The organism is Marinimicrobium sp. ARAG 43.8, assembly GCF_050113635.1.
Taxonomy (GTDB): Bacteria; Pseudomonadota; Gammaproteobacteria; order Pseudomonadales; family Cellvibrionaceae; genus Marinimicrobium.
This window is the reverse complement of record NZ_JBNJLT010000005.1, coordinates 152,105-169,599: the sequence shown is the minus strand read 5'-3', so window position 1 is coordinate 169,599 and position 17,495 is coordinate 152,105. Positions and strand designations below refer to the sequence as shown.

Sequence of the window (17,495 nt, the reverse complement as noted above, 5' to 3'; positions counted from 1 at the left end):
GAATTACTGTCATCAATGGAGAACGACAATGCGAGACCAGCTTTACAGTCAAAATGCCCGCGTCGATATTGGCAACAGCATTGAGGTCAACAAGGTTCTGCGTAACACCTACATGCTGTTAGGCATCACCCTGGCTTTCAGTGCAGTCGCCGCGGCCATCTCAATGGCGCTGAACGTACCACATGGTATGGGTATGATCATGAGCCTCGTCGCCCTGGGGCTGATCTGGTTTGTGTTACCGAGAACCGCCAACTCCCCTGCCGGACTCGGTGTCGTGTTCGCATTTACGGGTTTGATCGGCGCCGGTCTCGGTCCTATTTTGAACCACTACATGGCAATGTCTAACGGCGGCTCCATTATCATGCAGGCATTGGGCGGCACAGCCGTTATTTTCCTGGGCCTGTCCGGGTACACACTGACCACCCGTAAGGATTTCAGCTTCCTGAGAGGCTTTGTCTTCACCGGTATGGTGGTAATGATTGTCGCCATGCTGGTTTTGATGGGGGCATCCCTCTTTGGCTTTGATGTATCCGCGTTGAGCCTGGCCTTTTCTGCCGGTATCGTGCTGTTGATGTCAGCATTGATTCTGTTCCAGACCAGCGCCATCATCCACGGGGGTGAAACCAACTACATTCTGGCCACAACAACTCTTTACTTGTCGATCATCAACCTGTTTACCAGCTTGTTGCACTTAATTGGTGCCAGCAACGAGTAAACTGTTCGATAATGGTAGTCCGAAAGGCCCCGGTTTCCGGGGCCTTTTTATTGCTGCCATCCGATCCATGCGGGTATTGAGTACTGCCGGAGTCGATTATGAAATTCGCGCTTGCGATTTACGCCTCACCTTTTACCGCTCAAGCCAGTCAGACAGCTCTGAGCTTTGCACGGGCGCTACTGGCTCAGGGACACAGCCTTTATCGCGTGTTTTTTTATCAGGATGGCGTTTATACCGGCAACAGTCTGGCTACGCCACCCCAGGACGAACAGGGTTTGACGCAGGCCTGGAGAAACCTCGCCCGCGAACACCACCTGGACATCGTCGTCTGCATTGCCGCCGCTCTTCGTCGCGGTGTCATAGACCCGGAAGAAGCCAATCGTTACGGGCTCGATGTGGCCAACCTCGCTCCCGAGTTCAGCTTGAGCGGACTAGGCCAGTGGGTCGATGCCGCCGTCCACGCCGACCGCCTAGTGACCTTTGGCGCCTAAAAGCCGACAGGAGTCTGGAATGAACCGACGTTTATTGTTTATTATGCGTCATGCGCCCTACGGAACCAGCGCGGCGAGAGAGGCTCTCGATGCCCTGCTGGCGACGGCGGTGTTCGGCCAGGACGTGGCTGTCTTGTTCATGGATGACGGCGTTTTCCAGCTCACCTCGGGTCAGGCGCCCGGCGCACTGCCCCAAAAAAATCTGGCTGCCAGCCTGTCCGCTCTACCGCTTTACGATGTAGAGCAGGTCTACGTTCACGCCCCTTCGCTGAGCGCGAGAGGTTTGACCGTCGAAGAGCTGTGCATGGCGTCAATTACGGCACTGACGGACGACGCTGTTGCCCGGTTAATGTCGGAACAGGATCAGTTACTGAGTTTTTAGCCAGCCCCGTTTACCCAGAGGCTGCAACCTCGAATCATCAGGCCCAACAAAACCATGAGCACTTTGCACACGGTGAACAAGTCGCCGTTTACGCACAGCACGCTAGTGTCCTGCATGGCCATCTGCCAGCCGGGCGATGCGCTGTTATTAATAGAGGATGGCGTTTACGCAGCCCTGCCGTCCTCGCCCGTCCAGAAACGCTTGAAAACACTGGCGGACAGCGGTGTGACGGTAGCGGCACTCGGGCCTGACCTGGATGCTCGTGGGCTTACCTCCAGGAGTGTGGACTGGATAACCACCATGGACTACGACGGCTTTGTGACGCTTTCCACGACCTTGAAAACCGTTCAGAGCTGGTATTGAGATGGGCTTGAAAGTCGGTCAGCAGCTGCTCGAGACAGATAAGGAAGGCTATTTGCGGCACCTGGAAGACTGGTCGCCCGCCGCCGCCGAGGCACTGGCCGCCGAGGAAGGCCTTACTCTGACTCCTGCTCACTGGGAGGTGATTGAAGCGCTTCGGTCCTTCTACAGAACCTTTGAACTCTCACCCGCCATGAGACCCCTCGTGAAATGGATCGGAAAGCAGTTGGGAGCCGATAAAGGCCGCAGCATCTACCTATTGTCTCTCTTTCCGCCAAGCCCGGCCAAAGTCGCCAGTAAAATCGCAGGACTTCCCCGCCCCGACAATTGCCTGTAATTGCCCCGCTAACTTGCCCTTCTACAGCCCCAGGGAGTCAGTTTTGGCCCGCGCAAAGTAGTTACGAGTCAGCCCTACTACCACGCCGGAGAGCGCCAGTAAGGCGATAAGATTGGGAATAGCCATAAGGCCATTCAGGATGTCCGCCAGGATCCAAACCACACCCAGGCTCAAGTTCGCACCTACGGGAATGGCTATAATCCAGACGATTCGGAAAGGCTTGATGGCACGCTCGCCAAACAAGTATTGTGCACAGCGCTCTCCATAATAGCTCCACCCCAGCAAGGTGGTAAATGCAAACAGAGAAAGGCACACCGCCACCAGATGATGACCGTTGGGCAATGCGTCGCCAAACGCTGCCTGAGACATGACGGCGCCTTTAGCGCCCGTCTCCCAGGCCCCGGTAACCACCAGCACGAGGCCTGTCACCGTACAAATAACCAGGGTGTCAATGAAAGTCCCGAGCATGGCGACCAGTCCCTGACGCACCGGGCTGTCGGTTTGTGCCGCCGCGTGCGCAATTGGCGCACTTCCCAGGCCGGCCTCATTAGAAAATACGCCCCTTGCCACCCCGTACTGAATGGCCATCATCACCGTGGCCCCGGCAAACCCACCCGCTGCCGCCGTTCCTGTAAAGGCCGATTCAACCACTAACACCAGAGCCCCCGGCAGAGCCGACAGATTTAACGCGAGTACTGTCAGCCCGCACAGCAGATACAGCAACGCCATAAAAGGAACCAGCCGCCCTGCTACGAGCCCCAGACGCTTGACCCCACCAATCAACACCGCACCCACCAGTGCCATCAGCACCGCGCTGGTCACCCAGGAATTAATACCAAAGCTTTCCGACAGCGCATCGGCTACCGAGTTGGCCTGAACCGTATTACCAATGCCGAAGCCAGCCAGCATACCGAAGAATGCAAACACTGCACCCAGCCAGACCCAGCGACGCCCGAGGCCATTTTTGATGTAGTACATAGGGCCGCCAATGTGATGCCCACGCTGGTCAGTTTCGCGATAATGTACCGCACAAACCGCTTCAGCGTATTTTGTCGCCATCCCCACCAGAGCACTGCACCACATCCAGAACAGGGCGCCGGGTCCACCCATGCCAATTGCCGTCGCCACACCGACAATATTACCGGTGCCCACCGTAGCGGAAAGCGCCGTCATTAGCGCGTTGAAACTGGTAATATCACCAGTGCCACGGGCACGGCGACCTTCAAAGAGTTGGCGGAAGGCGGTACCGATACGCCTCAGGGGCATGCCCCCCAGGCGTACCATCAGGAAGAGACCGGTGCCGACGATCAGCACCAGCATAAACTCACCCCACACCAAGTCTTTCAGGCTTTCAAGCTGCTCTGTGAACGGGTGTGGGGTAGAGTCGTCGTTCATAGTTTAAGGGCTGGCTTTAGAAGCACCGCACCTAGATAGACTTAATGGTGCCTTTGGGCAGCACGGCATGCACGGCCACTTTCTGGAATTTCTGCTCGATGTTCTCGCCGGTTTCCAGCACCACGTAGTTGTCATCCACTTTAATGATTTTCCCCAGTAGACCACTGGTCATCACCACCTCATCCCCTTTGCTTAGTGCGGCGACCAGGTTCTGATGCTCTTTCTGGCGCTTACGCTGGGGGCGAATAATGAACAAATACATAAACACAAACAGCCCGACAAACATCAACAAGGTCACCATCGGGTTGCCTTGCGGTTGAGCAGCGTCTTGCGCCATGGCGGCGGGAATCAGGAAATCCATGTAATCAGCCTCATTTTTTTGGATTTGAAAAAGGGCTAACTCTACCGTGTTTAAGCGGGGCAGGCAATTGGGATGAAACGCCGGGAAAAGATAAAGGACCCCGGCCGGACTCGACCGGGGTATCAAACGGGATTGTCAAGCGGGGGGTATCAAGCGTAATCCCGGAAAAGTTTTCGAAACACGCTGGGCGACAAGCCTGTCCAGCGCTTAAAGGCGTTGGTAAAACTGGTGCGGTCAGAGAAATCCAACGCTTTGGACACTGCATCCACACTCATGTGCTGATCAATCAAAAATTTGATCGCATAATGAAATCGCAAGCTGTCTCGCAACTGAGCGAAATTCTCGCCCTGCTGTTGCAGCCGACGCTGGAGAGTCCGCTTGGACAACTCAAGGTCTTCGGCAATAAAATCGATTGCCAAGGGAGCCTGCCCTACACGCCGGTGCAGAACATCCAGAACTTTGGCTGCGACGCCCTCCGCAGGCGGGATTCGTGCCAGTTCCAAATACTCCCTATAAGACCGGACACCCGGAGTCGCAAACGGGCGCGCCGCACTTTCACTGATTCGATCATCAATACGCTGTAGCTGGATCATACAGGCCTCTCCTTATGCCAACACTTTGGGCATTGAAAATTAAGAACGCTGTTGTCTCCGCGACACCAAAGGGTAACCCCCTCCGATAACTGGACCGCGGCCCTTATCGAACGGCTGCCACCCAGACGGGTGATGACCGTCACCAGAGCCGGGGCGCCTTGGCTCCCCGCGCTCAGTACGAAATCAGTATAGGTCAATCGTCACAAAAATGTCGCCAATAAAGTCAAAAAAAACGACACTCAAAGGGACTAAGATCACATTTTCATAAAAAATACGATTTTATTCCCCGATGCCTATTACTGCTTCCACAATTTGCCTGTTTTAGGGTTTGAAACGTGTCACAGGTACTCACGAACGTACTCAAGCACGACCTCATCGTGATTTTTCGTTGTGAACTTCTCAGGGATGTGTCGTAACCGCCCTTCTCTATCGACAATGAAGGTGGTACGAATCAGCCCCATGTACTCCTTCCCTGCGAACTGCTTCAAACCCCAAACGCCATACTTCTCGGCAATCTCGTGGTCTGGATCAGACAACAGATCAAAATTCAAGCCCTGTTTGGCAATGAACTTTTGCAGCGCCGGCTCTTTATCCGGGCTTACCCCTAATACGACTGTATCGTACTTCGCGAGTTCCGCGAGGGCATCTCGCATGCCGCAAGCCTGCACGGTGCAGCCCGGTGTTGAGGCTTTGGGGTAAAAATACAGCACCACGTTCTTATCACCGCGAAAATCTTTCAGGCTGACCTTTTCCCCATCCTGATTGTTCAGCGTAAATGCCGGTGCCAAATTGCCAATTTTGGGCAGAGCCATCGGTTCCTCCGGTTAAGTCGTTTAAGGGTTTCAATCGCGATACAGTTTCAACAGATCGCCGTAGTGGTCGATGCGACGATCGCGCAGGTACGGCCAGATCCGCCGCACATTTTCGCTGCGCGCCAAGTCCACCACCACCACTTCATTTTCAGTCTGGTCAGTAGTAGCGGTGTATAAAAATTCACCCTGAGGGCCAGCGACAAAACTGCTTCCCCAGAAGTCTACGCCCGTGCCCCCGCCGGGATCCGTTTCATGGCCGATTCGATTCACACTCACCACCGGCAAGCCATTGGCCACCGCGTGCGAACGCTGGATGGTAATCCACGCCTGCCGCTGGCGCTCCTGCTCTTCCGGATCATCCTCGCGACTCCAGCCAATCGCCGTGGGGTAAATCAACAGTTCTGCACCGGCCATCGCCATCAGGCGTGCGGCTTCCGGAAACCATTGATCCCAGCAGACCAGCACACCGAGCTTACCCACGGAAGTCTGAATGGGCTGAAAACCCAAGTCGCCCGGCGTGAAATAGAATTTTTCGTAAAATCCCGGGTCGTCGGGAATGTGCATTTTGCGATACGTGCCGGCAATGGAGCCGTCCTTCTCCAGCACGACGGCCGTGTTGTGATACAGGCCGGGCGCCCGACGTTCAAACAACGAAGAGACGATCACGACCCCCAACTCCCTGGCCAGCGCCCCAAGCCTTTCGGTGCTGGGGCCGGGAATCGGTTCGGCGAGATCAAACTGCTCGACGTCTTCTTGCTGGCAGAAATACAGTCCGCGATGCAACTCCTGCAACACCACCAGCTGCGCACCACCCTCTGCCGCAGAACGAATTCCGGCGATCGACGCTTCCAGGTTGGCGGTCACGTCATCGGTACATGCGTGCTGAACCAGTCCTACGTTAAGCCGGGTCATAAAGCACTCCTTCCGGTAACTGCATGGTAATGCAATGCAGGCTGCCGCCTTGCTCGATTAACACCGAACAGGGCACGCCAAAAATATGATGCCCGGGAAACGCCTGCATAACCTGCTCAAGCGCCTGCTCATCAGTTGGGCAATCGTATTGCGGAACCAGCACCGCGCCATTGATGATCAGAAAGTTGGCGTAGGTGGCGGGCAAACGTTCGCCGTCATCATTAAGCACGGCACCGGGCCAGGGTAATGGCACCAGCGTATAGGGCGCGTTATCCGCATCCGTCATGGCCTTTAGTTCGGTTTCCATCGCCTGCAGGTCGGCGTAATGCTCATCCTCCGGGTCATCACATTGCACGTAGGCGATTACGTTGTTTGGACATAAACGGGCCAGTGTATCGATATGGCTGTCCGTGTCGTCGCCCTTTAAATGACCGTGCGCCAGCCAATTGATCTTGCGTACTCCGAACGCTTCTTTCAAGCGTCTCTCAACCTCGGTTTTGGACAGTGAAGGGTTGCGGTTGGGATTGAGCAGGCACGCCTCGGTGGTGAGCAAGGTGCCCTGCCCATCCGTTTCGACAGACCCGCCTTCCAGCACCCAGTCCTGAGGCTGTAACGCCACACCAGGAAAGGCGCCGTCACGGTGCAGACGCCCGGTGATGGCATTATCGAGGTCGTGCGCAAACTTGTCGCCCCAACCGTTGAAACGAAAGTCCAACAGCACGGGGTTGTCTTTCACCAACACGGTGATCGGTCCGTGATCCCGGGCCCAGGTGTCATTACTGGGCGCTGGTCGCAAGTGCACATGCGACATATCCACATGCATAGCTTCCAAACGTTCCCACACGGATTCCAACTCAGCCTCAGGAACCGCTACGATCAAATCCGCGTAATCCGCGATTACAGTGACCAGGCCTTCATAAAGCTGTGTCACCTCATCGAGCAACGGCAGCCAGTCACTGTCACGATGGGGCCAGGTCAACATAACCGCATCCTGTGGCTCCCATTCAGCGGGCAGTCTCGGTAAGGACATAGAAAACCTCAGTCAATCGCGCAAAGCGGCGATTATAACGAATTTGTCCGGGTCTTCGGGTAGATGAACGCATCGGTGTCAAAGCCGAGTTCGTCGGCGCGGTTCACCAGTTGCTCCACCCGTTCCGCGTCAGGCTCTGGCGAGCGGAACAATAACCAGAAATAGGAGCGGTCAGGTCCGGTAATCATCGCGTACTGATAATCCTCATCCAGCTCGATAATGTTATAGCCGCCATAAAAAGGACCGAAAAACGAGACTTTTAACCGGCCCGTGGTGTCATCTTCGATAAAGTAGGCCTTGCCCTCGGCCTCTTCCCATTCACCGGACTCGGAGTTGTACCCGCGGTTGACCACTTTCACCCCGCCATCCTCGCGAAGTGAATAGGTGGCGGTCACCTGTTCCAGCCCCTCCTCAAAACCGTGGTCCAGACGCACGATTTCATGCCACTGCCCGAGGTAACGCTGCACATCGAGATTTTCCACCGGCTCCAACCCCTCGGGAATTCCCGTATTCGAACAACCGGATAACAACATGACGGCCAGCAATACGCCCATAACCCACGGTTTCATTCAATCTCTCCTTACTCCTTACATTTCGCCCCTGTTGTGGGGCGACCCGTCTCTCTATAATAGCTGTTCTGCAATACGCTGCGACGCAGCCAACGGATGAATCTTATGTTGCGATTAATCATCGCCCTGATCGTAATCGTCGGAATCTGGGCGGCCATGGCTCACCTTCGGCGCCTGCCTGAGAAGCAGCGCAAATCGTTACTCTGGCGCATGCTGGCCTGGGGCGGCGGACTGGGGTTGATTTTGCTCGTGGCCACCGGAAGAGCGCACTGGCTCTTTGCGGTCTTGGGGGCGATGTTGCCCTTAGCCAAGATGCTCCTTGGCGTGGGGCTTCAGCTCTTTCCTTTGTGGAAACAGCGCCAAAAAACAGCCTCCTCAAGCTCGCCACCCAGTGGTCCCATGAGCGCGCGCGAAGCGATGGATACGCTCGGTCTCAAGGGCGAGGAAAGCCGGTTAACCCGCGATGAAATTATCGCCGCACACCGCAAGCTGATGCAAAAGCTGCATCCGGATCGTGGCGGCAACGACTATTTGGCGGCCAAAGTGAATGAGGCCAAAGCGCTATTGATCAAACGGCTGGGGTAGCGCGGGTTCGTTAACTCAGAGTGTCTTTTTCAACAGTACGTGCATATAGCGTCCCAGTGATCGATAAGGCTCTCGCTGGGACAGCGCTAACTCCAGGGCGACCACTTTATCCGGGTCCTTCTCCCGTTCAGCACGATCCAGAATGTAGTCGTGAAACACCCGGATACCGCTGGTGCTCAATCGCTCCAGCGGCAGAGCCGCCAGCCACTCATCCACGGTTTCCGGATAAAGCGGGTTAATGGGGGACAGACTCCCTCGAAACCCACCATGATCCCCCTGCTCCACTTTGCGGTAGTTGGTACGCAACAGGTTCTTGTAGATGGCGCCGTGCAGATTGTAATAACTCAGGGAAAGGTAGCCGCCGGGTTTCAGCCAGCGCAACAAATGTTCAAGCACTGTCTGCGGCTCAAGCACCCACTCGAGTACCGCGTGGCAAATCACCAGATCAAACGCTTCCTCCTGCGCCGGCAGAGACTCGCCCAGCGATTGAATCGGGGTTTGCAGGAAGGTCACCCGATCTGCAATCGCTTGCCGCCCGGCCTCAGCGGCGGCTTGCGCCAACATCTTGCTGGAGAGGTCACACAACGTCAGGGTATGTCCGGCGCGAGCCAGAGGGATGGAAAACTGACCCTGACCGCCCCCGGCGTCCAGAATGCGCCATGGCGGCTGGTCGGTGTGCGGAACGAAGGGCGGAATGGGCAGGTGCAACCCGAAATCCCGGCGCAGCACGCTCAGCCGGATACGGCCTTTCAATCCGCCGTAGACATTCCGGGAAAAGCGCTCCGAGAGATCGTCAAAATTGCGATCGCCGGTCAACGGCTGGCGAGGCATAACGTCAGGCGGCCCGGGGCACACCGCTGTGAAAGCGGAACGTATCGTCGGGTGATTCGATCAGCGTTTTCTCCAGCGTCAGAAACGTTTCGATACGCTCGTCGATTGACGCCCCTTTCGCTGCTTTACGCGCGAGTTTGAGGTAGTCCTGAAAGTGGCGAGCCTCGGATTTCAGCAGCGATTCATAAAACCCTCGCAACTCGTCATCCAAATGGGGCGCGAGGCGGGCAAACCGTTCACAGGAACGTGCCTCAATAATGCCTCCTACAATCAATGTATCCACATACCGGCCCGGCTCGTGGGTACGAATGGGCGCGCGCAGCTCTGACGCGTACCGACTGGGGGAAATCTGGCCGTAGGCGATGCCACGCTTTTGCATCAGGCTCATTACCTGCTCATAGTGACGCAGCTCCTCTCGCGCCAGGCGAGACATCTTGTGCATCATGTCGAAATCGCCCACATAGCGGTACATCAGCGTCAACGCAGTGGAAGCCGCTTTCTTTTCGCAATTCGCGTGATCGAGCAGCATCAGCGGTTCATTATCCAGTGCCCAGGTCACCCATGCATCGGGTGTTTCACAGGAAAGGAAATCCAGTATTGGTTTTAAATCAGTCATTTACAAATACATTCTCACCTGGATTGTGAAGCTTTAAGAGCCGCATCCCGCGCCAGCCCGGGCTCGATATAGCGCTCATAATGGGCACAGGAAAGCTCATAAAAATCGCGGTCAATCTGGTCACGCAGCTCCGTGAGGGGAACACCCTGCCACTCTACATGCAGCCGAAGCCCGTAATGGGCGAGATCCCGAATCTGGCTGGCACCGGCCTTCAACAAATCAAACACCCAGCAGTACGGGTCTTGATCCTGGTTGAAGCGAATTTGCTGATGTTGAATCTGGGTCAGGAGCGCCTGCTTATCGACGATATTAAAGCGCAGCGCCACCACCTGGCTCAAGAACCCCTCCAGGCGATGAACAATGATCTGTCGCTGGCTTTGATCGTACGCATTCCAGTCAATGACCTCGTGCGCAAACCGCTTGCAGCCCCGACAGACACTATCCCCAATGCCGGTGGAACAAACACCCACACAGGGGGTTTTAACGCGCTTGAAAACCGTCATATCAGTAAGGATAACCCGCGACATCCAATTCAATCTGCCAAAGCGTACCCGCGCCGGTCAGGTACAGGGTCTTGCGCTGCTCACCACCAAACGCCGCGTTAGTGATATTGGCGTCCACCTTGATTTCCGCCAGTTGCTCCCCTTCCGGGGAGAGTACACGCAGCCGTTGCAAGCTGTGCTCAGTGACGTAGATATTACCGAGGCAGTCAATCGCCATACCATCGGGCACACTGACTTTTGCCAGATCCCTGTGGCCCGTGACCTGCCCTTGATCATCCAGATCATAGGCTCTCAGCACCCCCTTTTCCCCACCTCCAGCGACGTACAGCGTGCGCTCATCCGGGGAGAGCGACACGCCGTTCGGATTCGCGATGGTGTCATCGACTACGCTGATGCCGTCAGTGCCAATCCGGTAGACACGCGTTTTGGGCTGTCGGCCTGGCGCGGCGGACTGCTGGAAATCCGGGTCAGTAAAGTAGATGATGCCATTGCCGGTCAACGTCAGGTCATTGGGGGAGTTGAACCGGTTATCCTGATAGGTATCCCAGACAATCTCACGGTCGCCGGTGCTCAGTTCATAGCGGGATATCGCCTTGGCATCGTGCGTCGCGGCCATCAGAAAGCCTTCGGTATCCACCGCCAAACCATTGCTGCCACTGTCCTCAATGGCGGTTTCCAGCGTACCTTCGTCCGTCAGGCGTTGCACACGGGAGGGAAAGCCCTCATCGAAGGTAAAGTCAGAGAAATACAGCGAACCATCTACCCATACCGGCCCTTCATACAAGCCAGGTCGCTCGCTCGCCGAGCCAGCGATGCGCTCGGCCCTCAAGGTGCCTGAAGGCGCTTCTCCAGGGTTCGAGGGGCACTGCCAGCTTGACGCCATCGATGGCTCATTGCCGGACGCACTCGGCTGGGCAGAGCTGGCGGCTGCCTGGCCTGCCTCCGCCGAGGGGGATTCACTACCTTGAACCTCCGAGGGGTCATCCTGCTGGCCACAGCCAACCAGTGAGGCCAACAATGACAGCGAAGTCAGTGTCAGGGCAGTACGGGTCAGTCGAGTGCTTGTGCCTGTCATGAGAAGTCCTTATTGCCGCGTTAGAAAACGAAGATTAAACCCAGTTATAACTTTAAATAACGGACATAACCTGTTGATTTTTATGGAATAGACATTCACCAATTCAATCCCGATATTATACAGGCAAACGAGGCCACGCCGGTAGCGGCCTGCTGTCTTTCCCTCAACGCTGAGAGCGCCAGGGGGTCAGACTGCGCTGCCCTACACCGCCCAGGCGCTTTGCTGTATAATCCGCCGCCGTTTCGCCGTACTTTTCAACCCCGTTTCAACCCCGCTGCCAACCTCGTTGGTAACGGCCTACCGGGGTGCGGTGTGCGGAGCCCTGCTCCGCCCGATCCATGACGATCATGGATAGCCTCTTAAGATGGAGATCCCATTGCGAGAGTAATCCCACAAAATCAGAGGAACTCAATCGTGCTTGAAGCCTATCGTACTCACGTCGCCGAACGCGCCGCGGATAATGTGCCCCCCAAACCGTTGAACGCTGAGCAAGTTGCCGCTCTGGTCGAGCTGCTGAAAACCCCGCCGGCCGGCGAAGAAGACACCCTGGTCGAGCTGATCTCACACCGCGTTCCTGCCGGTGTTGACGAAGCCGCTTACGTGAAAGCTGCATTCCTCAGCGCCATCGTCAAAGGCGAAGCTGAAAGCCCCCTGATTTCCAAAGAATACGCGGTCAAACTGCTGGGCCAAATGCTCGGTGGCTACAACATTGAACCCCTGGTAGCACTGCTGGACGATGCTCAGCTCGCCCCGTTGGCCGCCGAACAGCTCAAGCACACCCTGCTGATGTTCGATGCCTTCCACGACGTGGAAGAAAAAGCCAAGGCAGGTAATGAGCACGCCAAGGGCGTTCTGCAGTCCTGGGCTGACGCTGAATGGTTCACCCAGCGCAACAAAGTGCCCGAAAGCATCAAACTGACTGTTTTCAAAGTCACTGGCGAAACCAATACCGACGACTTGTCCCCCGCTCAAGACGCCTGGTCTCGCCCGGACATCCCCCTGCACGCCCTGGCGATGTACAAAAACGAACGCGAAGGCCTGGCTCCGGACGAACCCGGCACCATCGGCCCGATTCAACAAATCGACGAACTGAAGAAAAAAGGCTATCCGCTGGCCATGGTCGGCGACGTGGTCGGCACCGGCTCATCACGCAAATCCGCCACCAACTCCGTGCTGTGGTACATCGGTGAAGATATCCCGGGCGTCCCGAACAAGCGCACTGGCGGCGTGTGCATCGGTGGCAAAGTCGCGCCGATTTTCTACAACACCATGGAAGATGCCGGCGCACTGGTTTTCGAAGCGCCAGTGGATGATTTGAACATGGGCGATGTGATCGAAGTCCGCCCCTATGAAGGCAAAATCCTCAACGGTGAAACCGGCGAGCTGATTTGCGAGTTTGGTTTGAAGTCCGACGTACTGCTGGATGAAGTTCAGGCGGGTGGCCGGATTCCCCTGATCATCGGTCGTGGCCTGACGGGCAAAGCCCGAGAATCCCTCGGTCTGGAAGCGTCCACCCTGTTCCGCAAGCCCGAACAGCCAAAAGACACCGGCAAAGGCTACACTCTGGCCCAGAAAATGGTCGGGAAAGCCTGCGGCATGGAAGGCGTTCGCGCTGGCACCTACTGCGAGCCCTACATGACTACCGTCGGCTCCCAGGACACCACCGGGCCAATGACCCGCGATGAGCTGAAAGACCTCGCCTGCCTCGGCTTCTCCGCCGACCTGACCATGCAGTCTTTCTGTCACACCGCCGCTTACCCCAAGCCAGTGGATATCGACACCCAGCACACACTGCCTGACTTCATCATGACCCGCGGCGGTGTTTCCCTGCGCCCGGCCGATGGCATTATTCACAGCTGGCTGAACCGCATGCTGCTGCCGGACACTGTGGGCACGGGTGGCGACTCTCACACCCGCTTCCCGCTGGGCATTTCCTTCCCCGCTGGTTCCGGTCTGGTAGCCTTCGCCGCCGCGACCGGTGTTATGCCGCTGGACATGCCGGAATCCGTTCTGGTGCGCTTTAAAGGGGACATGCAGCCGGGTATCACCCTGCGCGATCTGGTAAACGCCATTCCCTACTACGCTATCCAGCGCGGTCTGCTGACTGTTGATAAGAAAGGCAAGAAAAACGTGTTCTCCGGTCGCATTCTGGAAGTGGAAGGTCTGCCTGACCTGAAGGTGGAACAGGCCTTCGAAATCTCCGATGCGTCCGCTGAGCGCTCCGCCGCTGGCTGCACCATCAAGCTGGGCAAAGAGCCTATCATCGAATACCTGAACTCCAACATCACCATGCTGCGCTGGATGATCGAGCAAGGCTACGGTGACGTGCGCACTCTGGAGCGCCGCGCCCGCAAAATGGAAGAGTGGCTGGAAAATCCGGAACTGATGGAAGCCGACGCCGACGCCGAGTACCACGAGGTCATCGAAATCGATCTGGCCGACATCAAGGAGCCGATCCTGGCCTGCCCGAACGACCCGGACGATGTGAAAACCCTGTCCGACGTTCAGAACACCAAGATCGACGAAGTGTTTATCGGCTCGTGCATGACCAACATCGGTCACTTCCGTGCTGCAGGTAAGCTGCTCGATGCGACTAAAGAAGAGCTCGCTACCCGCCTCTGGATTGCACCGCCCACCAAAATGGACGAGCACCAGTTGATGGAGGAAGGCTACTTCAACATTTTTGGTCGCAAAGGGGCCCGTACCGAAATGCCGGGTTGCTCACTGTGTATGGGTAACCAGGCGCGCGTCGCTCCAAACTCGACCGTGGTGTCCACCTCCACCCGGAACTTTCCGAACCGGTTGGGCCAGGGCGCCAACGTGTACCTGGCTTCCGCCGAGTTAGCAGCGGTCGCCGCCATCATCGGTAAACTGCCTACGCCCGGGGAATACCTGAGCTACACGCAGGATCTAAACAGCATGGCCAGCGACATCTATCGCTACCTCAACTTCAACGAAATTGAGGAGTACCAAAAATCGGCAGACGAAGGCAAACGCATCGCCGCCGTGCAAATTGAGCAAGTGGCGGTATAAACCGACCACTGCCGCTTCGGCGCCTTGACAGCGTTTAAGCCTGCTCAAAGCCCATTGGTCATTGGCCAATGGGCTTTTTTATACTGTGTCAGCCCGTCGTTCTACGAGGACAGCATTGATGATTATTCAACATGAAACGGTCGATCTGGAAACGCCGACCGGCACCATGCGCACCTATGTGTATCGTCCGGTGGATGAAGGCCATTACCCGGCCATTATTTTCTATTCCGAGATTTTCCAGCAAACGGCACCTATCGCGCGCTCGGCCGCCATCATGGCTGGCCATGGGTTTGTCGTGCTGGTACCCGAGGTCGCACACGAACTGAACCCCATCGGCACCGTACTCGCCTATGACGACGTGGGGAAAGAGAAAGGCAACAACGACAAGTTCACCAAACCGCTCAAGGACCACGATACCGATACGCAGGCCATGATCGACTTCCTGCAAACCCGGCCTTATTACAGCGGCAAAGTCGGCAGTATGGGCGTTTGCCTGGGCGGCCATCTCGCCTTTCGAGCCGCCTTGAATCCGGCGTTGGGCGCGGCTTGCTGTCTGTACGCTACCGACCTGCATTCCAACACCCTCCCCGCTCCGGACGAAGACCAGACTTTGGCTCGTGCCACAGAGATTCAGGGTGAGCTGCTGATGATCTGGGGACGGCAGGACCCGCACGTCCCGGATACACCGCGTGCCACCATCAACCAGGCGCTGCGCGACGCCGAGTGCCGCTTCAGTTGGCTCGAAGTCAACGGTCAGCACGCCTTTATGCGCGACGAAGGCGAACGTTACGACCCCGAGTTGGCGTTACAATGCTATCAAATGGCCGTCAATCTGTTTCGCCGGACCCTGCGTTAAACCGGACAACGCGCTCGCGGTCCGGCCCGCCTTGCCTCGGTGCCGACCACAGCGCGTATGATAGACAGTATGAAAACACGCCCGGAAATCACAGCGGTTATCGTGCTGGCGACTCTGCTGGCGGCATGCAGTGCAAAGCCGCCCGCCGAAGCGCTGTTGGACGATTACTTAACGCGCCTCTCCCGCGTACTGGACGTACCCCGCCCGGAGTCATCTACTCTGTCAGCCCGTGAAACACCCCTGCCCCGGCTGCCCGCGCAGCGCGAGCTTGCCGTCGAGATTCAGCCATTGTCCATTAACCTGCTGGATTTATGGGGGTTTCGTCAGTGTGAGCTGGCCGAGGTACTCGGAGAGCGAAACAGCGTATTGGGCCGCGTACTAGTGCCGTCCCAACATCTGCACATGGATGGCCGCATTCTTTTGGCCCTGCGCGCGTGTCAACACATTGTCGAGGACGAGGAACTTCTGGCTCTCACTGTTGAACTTGAGCGCGGCAAACAGCAGCAATGGCCACAACGCTATTGGAACGCCACGGTGGCCGCTCCAGAATTACGCCAATTCTGGAGTCCCTCCAGCAGCCCACTGGTTCCCGGCGAAGAAGCCAGCTACCAACGCGCCGAAGCCGCTATGGACTTTTTGGCGGCGCTGCCTCAACAACTGGCCGAAGGACGTTGGCCGGAACGCGCTGAGCTGGAAGCGCATTACCAGGCCCTGGACCTCTACTCATTAGGCGGGCGATTGCTACACAGCCTACGCCTTGGGCAAAGCGCCATTGCTGAGGCCAACTACCTATTGCAAGAGGCCATTGAGCAGCGCCGTCTTTGTCCGGCAGGGCTACAGAAAGTGGAACTGAAATACGCACGCAACGTCATGGCCAAGGTGTTTGCCGGTGAAGTCCAACCCTGGCTGGCCGCCATCAATCGCCGCGCGAGTACACTGCTTCCCCGTTACCAGCGCCTGATTGATCAACAGCCGACAGATTTACAGGCGCGCATCACACCGTTTAACCACCAGGTTTCACGTCTTCATCAAGACTTCCAGCAAACGTTGCGAGATCACGTTGCGCACTGGCAAACCCTGTTCGATACCTGCGGCAGTCAGGCTATCCCCGATCAAGGAAGGTGAGCAGACGCGCTTGCGCCCTACCCGACCCGCTGAGACAATAGCGCCGCATTCTCACTGCGGAGAAAACAGGCGATGAACGACTCAAAAACCGTACTGGTCACCGGAGCGTCCAGCGGCATTGGTTATTACTGCGCCAAGGCGTTACAAAAAGACGGTTATCGCGTGATTGCGAGCTGCCGAAAATTGCCGGACGTGTCTCGCCTGCAAGCCGAAGGGCTTACCTGCATTCAGCTTGATGTCGCCGATTCCGAAAGCATCCAGCGCGCCGTCGAAGAAACCCTTGCGATGTGCGATGGCAAACTCTACGGCCTGTTCAACAATGGGGCTTACGGACAGCCCGGTGCGGTGGAAGATCTGAGCCGTGACACCTTGCGCCGCCAGTTTGAAACCAACGTGTTTGGCTGGCTGGAACTGACCAACGCCCTGCTGCCCACGTTGATTGCACAAGGAGAAGGCCGCATCATCCAGAACAGCTCCGTACTGGGCTTTGCGGCCATGCCGTTTCGCGGCGCTTACAACAGCAGTAAATTCGCTCTGGAAGGCTTGACCGACACCTTGCGTCTGGAACTGGCGGGCACCAACGTTCACGTCAGCCTGATCGAACCCGGCCCCATTCTCAGTCACTTCCGCAAAAATGCACTCGCCGCCCTGAAAGACAATATTGCGATGCAAAACAGTCGGCACAGTGAGAAGTACGCCAAGGCCATTGAGCGCCTGAGTAAAGAAGGGCCGACGCAACGTTTCACATTAGGCCCGGATGCGGTGTACAAGCGGTTGAAGCACGCGCTGGACAGCAAACGCCCCAAGCCGCGTTACTATGTGACCTTTCCGACTTATCTGATGGGTTACTTGAAGCGGGTGCTAAGCACCCGCCAAATGGACAAGATTTTGGGGAAAGTGGCGTCCTGAACGTG

At 56.7% G+C, this 17,495-nt stretch carries 21 protein-coding genes; 10 read left to right on the top strand and 11 right to left on the bottom strand.

The window, feature by feature from the left end:
• The first annotated feature begins 28 nt into the window (after positions 1 to 28).
• From ACQCLF_RS11475 to ACQCLF_RS11455, 5 genes are all read left to right on the top strand, one after another.
• On the top strand, positions 29 to 715 hold the full coding sequence (locus ACQCLF_RS11475) for a Bax inhibitor-1/YccA family protein (protein ID WP_426987373.1): 687 nt from the start codon (positions 29 to 31) through the stop codon (positions 713 to 715).
• Positions 716 to 813: 98 nt separating this feature from the next.
• The gene (gene tusD / locus ACQCLF_RS11470; protein ID WP_426987371.1) at positions 814 to 1,206 is read left to right on the top strand and encodes a sulfurtransferase complex subunit TusD; all 393 of its coding nucleotides are present in this window, start codon (positions 814 to 816) and stop codon (positions 1,204 to 1,206) included.
• Between the two features lie 19 nt (positions 1,207 to 1,225).
• Positions 1,226 to 1,588: a sulfurtransferase complex subunit TusC gene (gene tusC / locus ACQCLF_RS11465; RefSeq protein ID WP_426987369.1), complete on the top strand. Its 363-nt coding sequence runs from the start codon at positions 1,226 to 1,228 to the stop codon at positions 1,586 to 1,588.
• Positions 1,589 to 1,642: 54 nt separating this feature from the next.
• Positions 1,643 to 1,951 carry a sulfurtransferase complex subunit TusB gene (gene tusB / locus ACQCLF_RS11460; RefSeq protein ID WP_426987367.1) on the top strand — a complete coding sequence of 103 codons (309 nt, stop codon included), beginning with the start codon at positions 1,643 to 1,645 and terminating at the stop codon, positions 1,949 to 1,951.
• A 1-nt stretch (position 1,952) separates the two neighbouring features.
• Entirely contained in the window at positions 1,953 to 2,285 is a 333-nt protein-coding gene (locus tag ACQCLF_RS11455; RefSeq protein WP_426987365.1) for a TusE/DsrC/DsvC family sulfur relay protein, read from the top strand.
• Between the two features lie 21 nt (positions 2,286 to 2,306).
• On the opposite strand, the gene ACQCLF_RS11450 is transcribed toward ACQCLF_RS11455, so the two are convergent.
• The 7 genes from ACQCLF_RS11450 to ACQCLF_RS11420 all read right to left on the bottom strand — a co-directional run bounded on the left by ACQCLF_RS11450 (position 2,307) and on the right by ACQCLF_RS11420 (position 7,957).
• Positions 2,307 to 3,680, bottom strand: a complete 1,374-nt coding sequence (locus ACQCLF_RS11450) for an alanine/glycine:cation symporter family protein (protein WP_426987363.1) — start codon at positions 3,678 to 3,680, stop codon at positions 2,307 to 2,309.
• Positions 3,681 to 3,711: 31 nt separating this feature from the next.
• The gene (yajC, locus tag ACQCLF_RS11445) at positions 3,712 to 4,041 is read right to left on the bottom strand and encodes a preprotein translocase subunit YajC (RefSeq protein ID WP_426987361.1); all 330 of its coding nucleotides are present in this window, start codon (positions 4,039 to 4,041) and stop codon (positions 3,712 to 3,714) included.
• 149 nt (positions 4,042 to 4,190) lie between these two features.
• Entirely contained in the window at positions 4,191 to 4,634 is a 444-nt protein-coding gene (locus ACQCLF_RS11440; RefSeq protein WP_426987359.1) for a helix-turn-helix domain-containing protein, read from the bottom strand.
• A 338-nt stretch (positions 4,635 to 4,972) separates the two neighbouring features.
• On the bottom strand, positions 4,973 to 5,446 hold the full coding sequence (gene bcp, locus ACQCLF_RS11435) for a thioredoxin-dependent thiol peroxidase (RefSeq protein ID WP_426987357.1): 474 nt from the start codon (positions 5,444 to 5,446) through the stop codon (positions 4,973 to 4,975).
• Positions 5,447 to 5,476: 30 nt separating this feature from the next.
• Positions 5,477 to 6,358 (bottom strand): carbon-nitrogen hydrolase, encoded by an 882-nt coding sequence (locus ACQCLF_RS11430; protein WP_426987355.1) that lies wholly within the window; start codon positions 6,356 to 6,358, stop codon positions 5,477 to 5,479.
• The gene (locus tag ACQCLF_RS11425; RefSeq protein ID WP_426987353.1) at positions 6,345 to 7,388 is read right to left on the bottom strand and encodes an agmatine deiminase family protein; all 1,044 of its coding nucleotides are present in this window, start codon (positions 7,386 to 7,388) and stop codon (positions 6,345 to 6,347) included. Before ACQCLF_RS11425 ends, ACQCLF_RS11430 begins: the two co-directional genes overlap by 14 nt.
• A gap of 32 nt (positions 7,389 to 7,420) precedes the next feature.
• A complete protein-coding gene (locus tag ACQCLF_RS11420; protein WP_426987351.1) occupies positions 7,421 to 7,957 on the bottom strand; it encodes a lipocalin family protein in 537 nt (178 codons plus the stop codon).
• 105 nt (positions 7,958 to 8,062) lie between these two features.
• On the opposite strand from ACQCLF_RS11420, the gene ACQCLF_RS11415 reads away from it, so the two are divergent.
• The gene (locus ACQCLF_RS11415; protein ID WP_426987349.1) at positions 8,063 to 8,542 is read left to right on the top strand and encodes a molecular chaperone DnaJ; all 480 of its coding nucleotides are present in this window, start codon (positions 8,063 to 8,065) and stop codon (positions 8,540 to 8,542) included.
• Between the two features lie 15 nt (positions 8,543 to 8,557).
• Here the strand turns inward: ACQCLF_RS11415 and ACQCLF_RS11410 are convergent, their stop codons facing one another.
• Genes ACQCLF_RS11410 through ACQCLF_RS11395 form a run of 4 tightly spaced genes read right to left on the bottom strand, consistent with a single transcriptional unit; the run spans position 8,558 to position 11,567 of the window.
• On the bottom strand, positions 8,558 to 9,373 hold the full coding sequence (locus ACQCLF_RS11410) for a methyltransferase domain-containing protein (RefSeq protein WP_426987347.1): 816 nt from the start codon (positions 9,371 to 9,373) through the stop codon (positions 8,558 to 8,560).
• Positions 9,374 to 9,377: 4 nt separating this feature from the next.
• Positions 9,378 to 9,989: a tRNA-(ms[2]io[6]A)-hydroxylase gene (locus ACQCLF_RS11405; RefSeq protein ID WP_426987346.1), complete on the bottom strand. Its 612-nt coding sequence runs from the start codon at positions 9,987 to 9,989 to the stop codon at positions 9,378 to 9,380.
• 14 nt (positions 9,990 to 10,003) lie between these two features.
• Positions 10,004 to 10,492, bottom strand: coding sequence for a DUF1289 domain-containing protein (locus tag ACQCLF_RS11400; RefSeq protein WP_426987344.1), 489 nt, complete (start codon positions 10,490 to 10,492; stop codon positions 10,004 to 10,006).
• A gap of 1 nt (position 10,493) precedes the next feature.
• Positions 10,494 to 11,567: an SMP-30/gluconolactonase/LRE family protein gene (locus ACQCLF_RS11395; protein ID WP_426987342.1), complete on the bottom strand. Its 1,074-nt coding sequence runs from the start codon at positions 11,565 to 11,567 to the stop codon at positions 10,494 to 10,496.
• Positions 11,568 to 11,981: 414 nt separating this feature from the next.
• On the opposite strand from ACQCLF_RS11395, the gene acnB reads away from it, so the two are divergent.
• From acnB to ACQCLF_RS11375, 4 genes are all read left to right on the top strand, one after another.
• On the top strand, positions 11,982 to 14,600 hold the full coding sequence (acnB, locus tag ACQCLF_RS11390) for a bifunctional aconitate hydratase 2/2-methylisocitrate dehydratase (protein WP_426987340.1): 2,619 nt from the start codon (positions 11,982 to 11,984) through the stop codon (positions 14,598 to 14,600).
• 118 nt (positions 14,601 to 14,718) lie between these two features.
• Entirely contained in the window at positions 14,719 to 15,456 is a 738-nt protein-coding gene (locus ACQCLF_RS11385; RefSeq protein WP_426987338.1) for a dienelactone hydrolase family protein, read from the top strand.
• A 69-nt stretch (positions 15,457 to 15,525) separates the two neighbouring features.
• On the top strand, positions 15,526 to 16,581 hold the full coding sequence (locus ACQCLF_RS11380; protein WP_426987336.1) for a DUF3080 family protein: 1,056 nt from the start codon (positions 15,526 to 15,528) through the stop codon (positions 16,579 to 16,581).
• A 72-nt stretch (positions 16,582 to 16,653) separates the two neighbouring features.
• The gene (locus tag ACQCLF_RS11375) at positions 16,654 to 17,490 is read left to right on the top strand and encodes an SDR family oxidoreductase (RefSeq protein ID WP_426987334.1); all 837 of its coding nucleotides are present in this window, start codon (positions 16,654 to 16,656) and stop codon (positions 17,488 to 17,490) included.
• Positions 17,491 to 17,495 lie beyond the last annotated feature (5 nt).

What these genes read in the sequence shown, in the direction of transcription:
- ACQCLF_RS11450 (WP_426987363.1), bottom strand. Translation starts at nt 3,680, where the DNA reads ATGAACGACGACTCTACCCCACACCCGTTCACAGAGCAGCTTGAAAGC.
- tusB (WP_426987367.1), top strand. Translation starts at nt 1,643, where the DNA reads ATGAGCACTTTGCACACGGTGAACAAGTCGCCGTTTACGCACAGCACG.
- ACQCLF_RS11375 (WP_426987334.1), top strand. Translation starts at nt 16,654, where the DNA reads ATGAACGACTCAAAAACCGTACTGGTCACCGGAGCGTCCAGCGGCATT.
- ACQCLF_RS11395 (WP_426987342.1), bottom strand. Translation starts at nt 11,567, where the DNA reads ATGACAGGCACAAGCACTCGACTGACCCGTACTGCCCTGACACTGACT.
- yajC (WP_426987361.1), bottom strand. Translation starts at nt 4,041, where the DNA reads ATGGATTTCCTGATTCCCGCCGCCATGGCGCAAGACGCTGCTCAACCG.
- bcp (WP_426987357.1), bottom strand. Translation starts at nt 5,446, where the DNA reads ATGGCTCTGCCCAAAATTGGCAATTTGGCACCGGCATTTACGCTGAAC.
- ACQCLF_RS11430 (WP_426987355.1), bottom strand. Translation starts at nt 6,358, where the DNA reads ATGACCCGGCTTAACGTAGGACTGGTTCAGCACGCATGTACCGATGAC.
- ACQCLF_RS11440 (WP_426987359.1), bottom strand. Translation starts at nt 4,634, where the DNA reads ATGATCCAGCTACAGCGTATTGATGATCGAATCAGTGAAAGTGCGGCG.
- ACQCLF_RS11400 (WP_426987344.1), bottom strand. Translation starts at nt 10,492, where the DNA reads ATGACGGTTTTCAAGCGCGTTAAAACCCCCTGTGTGGGTGTTTGTTCC.
- ACQCLF_RS11415 (WP_426987349.1), top strand. Translation starts at nt 8,063, where the DNA reads ATGTTGCGATTAATCATCGCCCTGATCGTAATCGTCGGAATCTGGGCG.
- ACQCLF_RS11380 (WP_426987336.1), top strand. Translation starts at nt 15,526, where the DNA reads ATGAAAACACGCCCGGAAATCACAGCGGTTATCGTGCTGGCGACTCTG.
- ACQCLF_RS11410 (WP_426987347.1), bottom strand. Translation starts at nt 9,373, where the DNA reads ATGCCTCGCCAGCCGTTGACCGGCGATCGCAATTTTGACGATCTCTCG.
- tusC (WP_426987369.1), top strand. Translation starts at nt 1,226, where the DNA reads ATGAACCGACGTTTATTGTTTATTATGCGTCATGCGCCCTACGGAACC.
- ACQCLF_RS11425 (WP_426987353.1), bottom strand. Translation starts at nt 7,388, where the DNA reads ATGTCCTTACCGAGACTGCCCGCTGAATGGGAGCCACAGGATGCGGTT.
- tusD (WP_426987371.1), top strand. Translation starts at nt 814, where the DNA reads ATGAAATTCGCGCTTGCGATTTACGCCTCACCTTTTACCGCTCAAGCC.
- ACQCLF_RS11475 (WP_426987373.1), top strand. Translation starts at nt 29, where the DNA reads ATGCGAGACCAGCTTTACAGTCAAAATGCCCGCGTCGATATTGGCAAC.
- ACQCLF_RS11420 (WP_426987351.1), bottom strand. Translation starts at nt 7,957, where the DNA reads ATGAAACCGTGGGTTATGGGCGTATTGCTGGCCGTCATGTTGTTATCC.
- ACQCLF_RS11385 (WP_426987338.1), top strand. Translation starts at nt 14,719, where the DNA reads ATGATTATTCAACATGAAACGGTCGATCTGGAAACGCCGACCGGCACC.
- ACQCLF_RS11405 (WP_426987346.1), bottom strand. Translation starts at nt 9,989, where the DNA reads ATGACTGATTTAAAACCAATACTGGATTTCCTTTCCTGTGAAACACCC.
- ACQCLF_RS11455 (WP_426987365.1), top strand. Translation starts at nt 1,953, where the DNA reads ATGGGCTTGAAAGTCGGTCAGCAGCTGCTCGAGACAGATAAGGAAGGC.